At 43.3% G+C, this 9102-nt stretch carries 18 protein-coding genes; 4 read left to right on the plus strand and 14 right to left on the minus strand.

What is annotated here, in order from left to right:
* Nucleotides 1-20 precede the first annotated feature (20 nt).
* The 9 genes from KU854_RS20455 to KU854_RS20495 all read right to left on the minus strand — a co-directional run bounded on the left by KU854_RS20455 (nucleotide 21) and on the right by KU854_RS20495 (nucleotide 4059).
* On the minus strand, nucleotides 21-353 hold the full coding sequence (locus tag KU854_RS20455) for a hypothetical protein (protein ID WP_218360187.1): 333 nt from the start codon (nucleotides 351-353) through the stop codon (nucleotides 21-23).
* Between the two features lie 53 nt (nucleotides 354-406).
* A complete protein-coding gene (locus KU854_RS20460) occupies nucleotides 407-688 on the minus strand; it encodes a hypothetical protein (protein WP_218360188.1) in 282 nt (93 codons plus the stop codon).
* 16 nt (nucleotides 689-704) lie between these two features.
* The gene (locus tag KU854_RS20465; RefSeq protein WP_218360189.1) at nucleotides 705-860 is read right to left on the minus strand and encodes a hypothetical protein; all 156 of its coding nucleotides are present in this window, start codon (nucleotides 858-860) and stop codon (nucleotides 705-707) included.
* A gap of 58 nt (nucleotides 861-918) precedes the next feature.
* The gene (locus KU854_RS20470) at nucleotides 919-1704 is read right to left on the minus strand and encodes an MmcB family DNA repair protein (protein WP_218360190.1); all 786 of its coding nucleotides are present in this window, start codon (nucleotides 1702-1704) and stop codon (nucleotides 919-921) included.
* Between the two features lie 75 nt (nucleotides 1705-1779).
* A complete protein-coding gene (locus KU854_RS20475) occupies nucleotides 1780-2178 on the minus strand; it encodes a hypothetical protein (protein WP_218360191.1) in 399 nt (132 codons plus the stop codon).
* A gap of 21 nt (nucleotides 2179-2199) precedes the next feature.
* The gene (locus KU854_RS20480; protein WP_218360192.1) at nucleotides 2200-2631 is read right to left on the minus strand and encodes a hypothetical protein; all 432 of its coding nucleotides are present in this window, start codon (nucleotides 2629-2631) and stop codon (nucleotides 2200-2202) included.
* A 14-nt stretch (nucleotides 2632-2645) separates the two neighbouring features.
* Complete coding sequence (locus tag KU854_RS20485) at nucleotides 2646-3068, minus strand: type II toxin-antitoxin system VapC family toxin (protein WP_255555664.1); 423 nt, start codon at nucleotides 3066-3068, stop codon at nucleotides 2646-2648.
* Nucleotides 3061-3294 carry a type II toxin-antitoxin system VapB family antitoxin gene (gene vapB / locus KU854_RS20490; RefSeq protein WP_218360193.1) on the minus strand — a complete coding sequence of 78 codons (234 nt, stop codon included), beginning with the start codon at nucleotides 3292-3294 and terminating at the stop codon, nucleotides 3061-3063. Before vapB ends, KU854_RS20485 begins: the two co-directional genes overlap by 8 nt.
* Nucleotides 3295-3417: 123 nt before the next feature.
* Entirely contained in the window at nucleotides 3418-4059 is a 642-nt protein-coding gene (locus KU854_RS20495) for a site-specific integrase (RefSeq protein ID WP_218360194.1), read from the minus strand.
* A 339-nt stretch (nucleotides 4060-4398) separates the two neighbouring features.
* Here KU854_RS20495 and KU854_RS20500 point away from each other — a divergent pair, with 339 nt between their 5' ends.
* The gene (locus KU854_RS20500) at nucleotides 4399-4995 is read left to right on the plus strand and encodes a hypothetical protein (protein ID WP_218360195.1); all 597 of its coding nucleotides are present in this window, start codon (nucleotides 4399-4401) and stop codon (nucleotides 4993-4995) included.
* Between the two features lie 3 nt (nucleotides 4996-4998).
* Here the strand turns inward: KU854_RS20500 and KU854_RS20505 are convergent, their stop codons facing one another.
* The gene (locus KU854_RS20505) at nucleotides 4999-5418 is read right to left on the minus strand and encodes a hypothetical protein (protein WP_218360196.1); all 420 of its coding nucleotides are present in this window, start codon (nucleotides 5416-5418) and stop codon (nucleotides 4999-5001) included.
* A 152-nt stretch (nucleotides 5419-5570) separates the two neighbouring features.
* On the opposite strand from KU854_RS20505, the gene KU854_RS20510 reads away from it, so the two are divergent.
* Nucleotides 5571-5900, plus strand: coding sequence for a hypothetical protein (locus tag KU854_RS20510; protein ID WP_218360197.1), 330 nt, complete (start codon nucleotides 5571-5573; stop codon nucleotides 5898-5900).
* Nucleotides 5901-6059: 159 nt separating this feature from the next.
* On the opposite strand, the gene KU854_RS20515 is transcribed toward KU854_RS20510, so the two are convergent.
* Nucleotides 6060-6707: a recombinase family protein gene (locus KU854_RS20515; protein ID WP_218360198.1), complete on the minus strand. Its 648-nt coding sequence runs from the start codon at nucleotides 6705-6707 to the stop codon at nucleotides 6060-6062.
* A gap of 215 nt (nucleotides 6708-6922) precedes the next feature.
* Between KU854_RS20515 and KU854_RS20520 the strand changes: the two genes are divergently transcribed.
* On the plus strand, nucleotides 6923-7402 hold the full coding sequence (locus tag KU854_RS20520) for a hypothetical protein (protein ID WP_218360199.1): 480 nt from the start codon (nucleotides 6923-6925) through the stop codon (nucleotides 7400-7402).
* 15 nt (nucleotides 7403-7417) lie between these two features.
* Nucleotides 7418-7666 (plus strand): hypothetical protein, encoded by a 249-nt coding sequence (locus KU854_RS20525; protein WP_218360200.1) that lies wholly within the window; start codon nucleotides 7418-7420, stop codon nucleotides 7664-7666.
* A 22-nt stretch (nucleotides 7667-7688) separates the two neighbouring features.
* Here KU854_RS20525 and KU854_RS20530 read toward each other — a convergent pair whose 3' ends face one another.
* Genes KU854_RS20530 through KU854_RS20540 form a run of 3 tightly spaced genes read right to left on the minus strand, consistent with a single transcriptional unit; the run spans nucleotide 7689 to nucleotide 9017 of the window.
* The gene (locus KU854_RS20530; RefSeq protein WP_218360201.1) at nucleotides 7689-8165 is read right to left on the minus strand and encodes a hypothetical protein; all 477 of its coding nucleotides are present in this window, start codon (nucleotides 8163-8165) and stop codon (nucleotides 7689-7691) included.
* Between the two features lie 47 nt (nucleotides 8166-8212).
* Entirely contained in the window at nucleotides 8213-8569 is a 357-nt protein-coding gene (locus KU854_RS20535) for a hypothetical protein (protein ID WP_218360202.1), read from the minus strand.
* Nucleotides 8493-9017, minus strand: coding sequence for a hypothetical protein (locus KU854_RS20540; RefSeq protein ID WP_218360203.1), 525 nt, complete (start codon nucleotides 9015-9017; stop codon nucleotides 8493-8495). Before KU854_RS20540 ends, KU854_RS20535 begins: the two co-directional genes overlap by 77 nt.
* Nucleotides 9018-9102: the final 85 nt, after the last annotated feature.

A 9102-nucleotide genomic window follows, 5' to 3' on the forward strand; every position in this document is an offset into this window, starting at 1 on the left:
GCTATCTCCTTTATCCGAGTTTAAGCGCAACGCTTTGCGAATGGGTACGGGCATTTATCTAAATCAATGCCGTACCTGACTGAAATATCCAAAACCTCTGGAAATTCCTCATAGATCTCTCTGATGGATTTATTAGCGTGCTCATGAAAGTAATCCATCCCTGCATGAAACCAATACTCGATAAGGCTAATTAGCAGTTTTCTAGCCGTCGCTTTGGTTGGCGACTTTAGAAGCGATAAAGCTTCATCTTCCAACACAAAACCGCCCGTCAAATCGTTACACATACCAATCTTTTCAGAGAGAAATTCCCAATCTGAAAGGGCTTGCTCGTAAGTTATGCGTTTTGATGCCATGCTGAATTTTTCCGACCACTGGCAGGGGTAGCCCCTGCTCTCTATCAAATAACTTACCAACTACGCTCTAACGCTTCTGCGTCTACATAGGTGATCGGGATTGCGCCTTTGGCACTTTCAGCAACAATATAAAAGTTGAAGTCATCATCTTCACCATCGCTTCGCGCAACTCGCGCCCCGAATTTGTGCTGAATTTGGTCAGATTCAATAGGCTTAAAATCTTGCTGTTCTAATGCCTCATTGAACGCTGAAACAACTTCGGTCTGGGACAAGTGGCCTTCACACCAAAAACCCCAAGGATCGCCGTCTGACATTGTGTAGAAATGAATCTTCATCGTTGCCTCTACTGAGTTAGAAAGTTGAATTCTTTTCTTCCCAAGCTGAAATCGCTGTCACTAACATTTCAAGTTCTTGGGACTCCTCGCTGTTTAACCCGACACCATTTGACTTGTCGATTAACGACTCAGCCCTTTGCAGTGATACCCAATAATCGAAGTTGTCAGCCATCAGATTTTTCCGAGTTCCCGTACATTGCAGCACTGCAACGCACAAAATTTAAAATCAATTACTGATCGCTGCACCCTGTGTACTGCTCGATTAAACGGTCAATGTTACCGTTAAGATTCGACCTCATCCGTTCCACTTCTTTAGCGATTTGAGCCTTTCTTTCGGTTTCGTTGGCAATGAGGCGTAGCTGCTCAACTTGTTTTTGAATGTAGTAATCCACCCCCCAACTTCTATCGCTAACATCAATCCCCAAAATATCTGCAAGCTCATTTCTCATAGAATCAAGCTCTGCCACTTTCTTAGGGTAATCGTTGAAGAAGTGGATTTTCTTACGCAAATCCTCACCGAACTTACGCCGCATTCCGTCAAGGATATTTTGCTCGTTGAAGTCACGCTGTATAGGCGTAAAAGGGTGTGTTTCTCTTTGACGGCCTTCAATGAGTAATTTTAAAAGCAACTCAGAATCGAGTGTGGTTGGATGTAATGTTGGCCTTTTTACCGTGTTCCAGAATTCACCATTGAATGTGATAAGCCCACATCCATTTGGAATATCTTTCTTGGTAACAAGCCCTTTAGGAACAGCAAAAACAACACCGTAGGAGAAGTCCAGGTACGCTTTCCATTTAGCAGAAGTAATATCAGACCTGAAATCTGAAAGACTAACCTTGATCTCATAAGATATAGGGTTCGGGTTAGCGTAGCTCTTTTCAATGGTGTAAACATCGGGACGAACTGAGCCACTTTTACCAGCGGGAATATCCTCCCACACCATGCGATTGCCCGATAGAAGGTGTCTAGCAAGATTGCTTGCTAATTCGTTGTGAGATAGATTACATGCCGCCATGATGACTCCTATTAGTCGTTACTGGCTGGATTGACGCGGTGTAGCCGCACTGCGCCAATCCCCTTTTTTCCGTGATCACTTAGACTGAATGGCTGACAAGAACTTTATCCGCCATTGGTTCAGCTCTTTTTGGGGTGCTTTGTATTCTGCTTGTTGGTATGTTGCGTCAACAACCGAAATGGCTTTTCTCCACCCATCAGGATCACTTAATGCGGTAGAGACTTCCTCTATGGACAAATTGGTAAGTTCAAACATCAACTCTTCGAGGTCTTGTCGTTCCACCGTGCGGTACATGTATCGCAATGCAGAAATGCGGCTCTCATTTCGGGCCTTTTCCTTAACCAAACGGTTTGCCGCTCGCGTTCTTTCCTCTGATTCTTGCTGTCTTGATAACTTTGACAATTGAAGTGCTAATTCAAGCGATTGAGAAGCGCAATACAAGCTTTGATCATGTACCACCTGTTCATAATTCATGTTATTCATTCCTTGTTTAAGTTACTTGCGCGTTTGGTGAAAAATGATCTGCGTTGCTCCACTGAGAGAAATGCTTTCGCCATCTGCTGATAGTGAGCGTCCCCACGAGCGATTTGTCGTGGACTTATCACTCACCCACCCATTGAGTTTCAAATCATCTAACGCATCAAAAATTGGGTGGTATTCACAGGATAATTTTTTAAGGTTAAGCTCGGCTAATAGCTCGCGAAGAAGAATGACCACTTCTCCTGCATAGTCGGTATTAACGACTTTCCTATTCGCTATAACAACCATCGCGCTTTTTACTACATCTTCGCTAAAAGCCGATTCAAACACTTGTATGGCTGTGTCAATTTCTTGTAGGCGGCTCATATCTTCTTGAGAGGTTCCTTTGCTCAAGTTGAACCTTTGCGTTGTAGCCTCTATGTATTCATCTTCAGTTTGAATTTTCATCATTAACCCCTGATTTAATGTACCCAATCCTCAAATTTCAGCCCCTGCACTCGCTTAAACTCCCGAACATTGTTTGTGATCAACACGCAGCCTTCCGCTATGGCATGGCCTGCAATTGCTGTATCGTTATTCCCGATTGGAGTACCTTTCGCCATCAAGTCACGCTTAACGGCGGTTGTGGCATCTACAGCGGCTTTATCCCAAGGCAAGATCTCATCAACCCGCTTGAGAAATTCACTGACTAACACAGCATGTTTGGGTGAGGCTTTTTTGCCTAATAAGCCAAACTGCATTTCCTGATAAGTAATCGCAGAAATAACGACGCGGTGTTGCTTACTCACTACCGATTGCAACTTTTCCAATACCGACAGAGGCTGTTCACGCATGATGAACGAGCAAATGCAGGTATCGAGCATGTAAGTAATTTTCTTAGTCAAAGCTGAATCGTCCTTCATCTGAAATAACATCTGGACGTTCGGCCATGAAATCACTATCAGCCTTATCTACATCACTGAACGACACCCAGTTAGGACGGGCTGGACGCAAGGTGATCACATCACCTTCTTTATGAATTTCAAGCTCGCTGATACCTTCAAACTCAAGGTCTTTGGGTAAGCGCACCGCCTGATTCTTGCCGTTTTTAAAGATTGAAACCGTTCTCATTGAACTCACCTTACATCGACATATGCAAAACATATGAACAGTATAAAAAACGCTCTGCATATGTCAAGCATATACACCTTAAAATAAGTGATTAATATCCAACCAACTAAATGCAATTGATAGTCAGAAAGCATTTGCCGCAATAGCTGACATTGACACCGGATCAGTGGTTAGCAAACGCTCTGTAGTTTCGAGACTCTTATTCCCCAATAGATAGTGAATGTGGGCGACATCAAAACCCTTTCTATGTAGCGTCACAGCATAGGTTCTTCGCCCTGATAACACACTAGGCGACTCAATCCCCGCATTTCGAAGAAGTGTCTTTATATGTCGATTCAGAGCGTCGCAAGTGTAACTATCTGCCCCCGCTTTTGTTTTTTTGCGCACGATTGAGAATGGTTTGTTTTGACGGGAAATGAATAGCCCCTCGTCAGGGTCTAGACCTAAGTAGAGATCAGGGTGATTGCCAAGGCAGATTTTGTTTTTAACCCTGTACTGCAAGTAGTCCGAAAGGTAGCCACAAAGCCTAGCGTTTGAAAGAAATATCTCCCTCTCATAACCTCGGACAACAAAGCTTTTTGCCAGCTTGCCGGACTTCAAAACAACATCGCGTATCTGGATGCGGTTGAGTTCCAAGCTAGTGCAAGCTGAGCCAAAAAAGAAGGCCAATAGACACAAATCACGCTCTGGCTGTGTGCTGTTCTGAGCCGTCACTTTAAAGAGCCAATCCCGCGACTTTTTCTCTATCAAAGTAGGTAAGGCCAATGTCGTTATCTCCATGTGTAGGGTGAATATAACGACACTAACAAAGAAGGAAGCATGGGAATGTGAGCGTTGAACCCTTTCATTTACAGGCAAGCTCGGAAAGTGGGACAAGCCCACCATACATGATAATAATTATCATTCGCTTGACTGCAAGGCTTTCCAATGGTAAAATTGTTGTAGTGATGGGAATTCTCTCATCGCCTCTGACTTCGCATTTCTTCCTGATATTCATTTCACCTTTTAGTGACTCTGCGCTTCGCGGAAGGTTTGCGTATGCTTATAAAAAACAAAAGGAAATACAATGAATCTATCCACAACTACTTTAATGGGAGTGTAACCATGCAATCCTTTACTTATGATGACAACCACAATGGCGTCTACTACCGAGTCCGTGCCTCGCTTCAAGCTGGCGGTTTCTCGGCTTTTTATAGTTTCGCAGCCCCAGAAGATGAACGTGGTTCGGCACCATATATCAAAAACTATATCCGAGAACCCAACGGGGATCTGCGGCTGTTCGAAAACAAGGAGGTTGCTGAAAAGAACGCGATAAAGAAGGCACTACAAGCCATTGATTCTATTTATGCCCCAGAGAACAAGACTGTGCATTATCCTGATGGGACAATGGCTTCAATTGCCACTTACCTACCTGGCGAGCCGAATCTGCAACATCCTGACTCCCATACGGATACATACTCCGTTGCTGATATTCTCGAAGGGAATATATTTCTCACGGCGCTGGACGCTCCTGACAACCCTTTTAAAAGCACGCAAAAGCAGAGCTATGCGCCGACGTTAATTGAAATCCATGATGAACAGTCGAAGCTCGAATTTTATCTTTCTGAATATGAGAAGGTGAGGGGCAATCGGCAACTTGTTGTCTGGAGTGGAATTTCAGATAGAGGCTATTTGGCTATTCTGGTTAGAAATAACCTATAGAAACTAAGGATATGGCAGTATCTGGTGGGAGAGTGCGTCGATAAGCTCACGTTTTGGCTTTTTCGCGTGGTACGCGCCCTTCTCTTTCCAAGATTCCGAATGTAACCAGTTGGTGTGAACGCCAATGATTTCTATCAGTTTATCGTGCTCTACAATACACCATCCTACATCGGGAACAGGAAACGCCATGTACAAAGACTGACCGATGTATTTTTTGTCTATCGTGATCCTCCCTTTAAGCTGAATACGCAAACAATCTCCGCTATCTTTCTGGTATGCAAGTAGATCTGCCCCCTTCCAGTCATCTATCAACTTAATGCAGTTGAACCCATATTCGACCATGACAGCAGAGAGTTTGTGAAAGTTATAGATTTCCTGCCACTTTGGTGTGAGAGAGTCATAGTTCACTTTAGAAAACACCATAGGTTCCCTCCTCACGACATCTACTTATGTATAGTGCAATTTTCACCATTACCCATTCGAATGTCTGCCCTTCTACCCTTTCCGTTCAAAAGCACTTTACAATCCACACAACGCAAATAAGATAAAACTGTTTAAATATACAGTGACGTTTTATGCCATCAATACGCTATCGCCACAACTATAAAGCCACAATACTGACAAGTTCAGGATTTGTACCAGGCTCTAGACCAATAACTGGTGATTCAATCCCTGCTCTTTTGAAGGATGGTTCTACGGTATTTTTTAACTTCGGTGGTTTCATAGATAATAATCACATTGGACACTACCAAAAAGTAAAACTAGTAAGAATAGAAGCATATACGCCTGATGAATATGGTTTATCTGGATGGCAAGACATAGACAGCAATCGTGTGGTAGGCATATTCAAGAATGGACAATACCTGGTAGTACTTCAAAACGGAAAACCGATAGCAATTGAATAGGACACAAAAGGCCAAACAGGTTTCCTGTTTGGTTTTGAAGTGTCAGACAAGCGAAGCGCGTCAGGTTCTTGTAGTTAGACAGTTAATCAGATATTTATCCACTGAAATTGTTGATAAATCACAAATATGTATATTGAACAATGGGATAAGAGTGATTCACTAAGTTGCAGTACTGCAACTTTCCTTATGCGCTTTAAGGATTCTACATACATGTGTCCTGCTATATCCAGTTGCAACAGCTATGTCACTCAGACTCATATTTTTTTCATGTCGGAAGTAGACCACTTTCTGCTGCCTGCCTGCATCTGCTTTTCTGCCTAAATACTTTCCCTCTCTCTTGGCTCGCTCAATCCCTTGCCGCTGATAGTTTCGCCGTGTTTCATAATCCTTTCGTGAAAATACAGCCAGGAGATCAATTAACATGCGATTCACGGTATCAAGCATTGTTTCAATGATTTTATCACCCTGGAAAAACGAATTTGGATTGAGCGCAATAAGAGAAGTTTGAACATCGATACTGACAATTCTCACGCCTCTTTCTTCAATTTCACGCCGCAATAATTTCCAATCATCGTCGCTTAGCCTGGTTAACCGGTCTATCTGCTCAACCAACAGAACATCGCCAGGGTGTGAATCACGCAATAGTCGTTTCAACTCGGGACGTTCCAGCTTAGTACCACTAATGTTCTCGATATAGTAGCTGGCTATTCGATGACCATAGTTATCAATAAACCGATCAAGCACTTCTCTACCCCGTTCAGCATCCTGATCAATGGTTGAGGCCCTAAGATATGCGCGAATAAACATAGAATTCCACTTTAGAGTAGTAACATAAATAGATGTAACGTAAGGGTAGTAACATAACATATTTTTGTCCTCAAAAAGCATAGCAACGTATAGGTATACCTATACGTTACTAGCCATGCCGCACACCCTCTTGATATGAGACAATATTATCAGTTAGCTTGCGATTGTATGTTATTCAAGCAATTATGCATTGATGTGTATAGCGAGGGTTGAGTATGAGAGAAAAGTTATTTTGTGCGGTGGTTGTCATTGTTGCGTATGTGCTTTTGTCTCTTGGAACAACAAACGCACTCCTGCCCCCGATCAGTTTTAGAGAAGGTAATGCGCTCGCACTACTGGGAACCCATTTTCTAGCCGTAACCTTGGCCGCTTTAGCCGGTACCATCGTTGGGGTTTTTAACTATATCGTTGTAGACATGGAGCGATTGCGAAATGCAACGGTTGCAACATTAAGAGTCGGTTTGCACTGTGTCGCTTTTTTGCTCTGGTGGATTACGTTGCAACAATTAGCTTTTCATCGTCATCGCCCCGCCCCCATTGATATTAAGATCGTTAATGATGATATTATCAACACCTATCCGTTTATCTACTCAATGAGTTTCAATATATTGCTACTGACAATCTGTATCATGGTCATTGCTGCGACCCATTACTACTACCGACATCAGTTTGCGTCAAACACTCATTGGCATTAATCAACAGGTGGGAAAGTGAGCAAAGAAGCATTGCAGAAATTGATACAAGAAGTCTTAGCCGGAGAAAAGGCACCCAAGCGGAAGAATACACGTAGGGATGCGCTTGAAGCCAAAATTGAACGACTGGAAAAGCGGTTATATGACAGAATCATGAAGGGAAGAACAAAAGGGGGCGGTGCTGGCGGATTTAATAGAGACATCAATAACATATCTCATCAAATCGACTTAGCAAAAGACCAATTAAGTGCCCTCCCCCCTCAATAGTCAGTTGCAGTACTGCAACTGACTATTTACGCTTCTTTGAAAATGCCTCGGCTGACATATAAGCGCTTTTTAACGCATTCAATGCATTCTGCTTTAATGATTCATCAGCACACATATAGACAGGGATTACGGATTCCAAATCGTTCAACCCTGGCTTGCCGGCCTCTCTGAAAAGCACATAGGCCCAAATTACCCACTCACGTTCCGTGACAGGTACCCATTCCATTTCAACGAGAAAAGACACAGCCGCATTCACCGCCCAGGCTGCAGGTTTCGCTTTTGGCTGGCTCCAATCTTTTAGGGTTGCACCGAATAGCGCCTCTCTTGGCTGGGTATAATTTTTCTGAATCGCGTACTGGGTTAAGAAGGCAGCTAGGGCCGCATTAGACATTCCTTCTTGTCGAGCCCCAAACTCCATGAATCGGAACATGGCAGCGATCTTGCCTGTAGAAAGGAGACCATCAAATTGCGAAACATTCAGTACATCAAAATTAGTCATACTCACTCACTTAGAAATGGCCGTTGCCGAAATAACAAGCGCTACTGCTACTGCGTCAGGCCGAGTTTAGCGTTTAGAAAAGGGATAGCAGCGTCGATATTACCACACTCAATACGTGGAAGTGTGCTGTCGATAATCTCTTGCAAAAAAGCACCATGACCTGAGTATGCGCCAACAGCAACTAACGAATGAAAATAGCGACTATCTGATAACATCCAGCGCACCCCTTTATCATTCATAGGATCACACCTCGCGTCATGATAACCAATGATATTCGATGCGATTTTAGCCGCGTCAGGGTTCCTGATCTCTAGCGCTTCCAGTTGCTTATTTTTGGGTAGCGCAGCGTTGGCATTGACAGAGATCACCACAAACAATATCGCCGTTATTGGTATTGCTTTCATTGCTCACCTCATCCTTTCTAAACCAATTAATGATTTCCTTAGCCCCAGTAAAAATCCTCATTCTGCTGTCATATCCAGCATCAAGAAGCTCAGACAATGATTCATTGTCATAGTCATAGCTTTTTGAGGTTTTTCTGTGAAGAAGAAGGCGAATCGCACCGAGTATGGTCAGCAGTGTCACGGGAGTACCTTCTGTCCATTGATGGCCTCTAACATCCACACACTTCAAGAACGGGATCAACCGAGGAATAATCAAACCAGGTTCCGTTGATAGGTCAAAGTGCCCATCAGGATTATCTAGACGAACAAGAAGACGGTGTAGAACATCGAACAATTCACGGTCTTCACCGCTCAACAATTCGTGCGGTGGAATTACAAACAACAGCTCATTAAGCTCATTAGCCAATGCTGCATCTTGTGAACTGTCAAAAAGAGATTCTTTTTCCATATCGTCATCCGTTCATCTACAGTAACTTCTCTGCGGGAATTAAATTCATAACATCAATAATATACATATTGTTTAATAGCAGCAA

The sequence above is a fragment of the Enterovibrio paralichthyis genome, assembly GCF_019209835.1.
Classification (GTDB): domain Bacteria; phylum Pseudomonadota; class Gammaproteobacteria; order Enterobacterales; family Vibrionaceae; genus Enterovibrio; species Enterovibrio paralichthyis.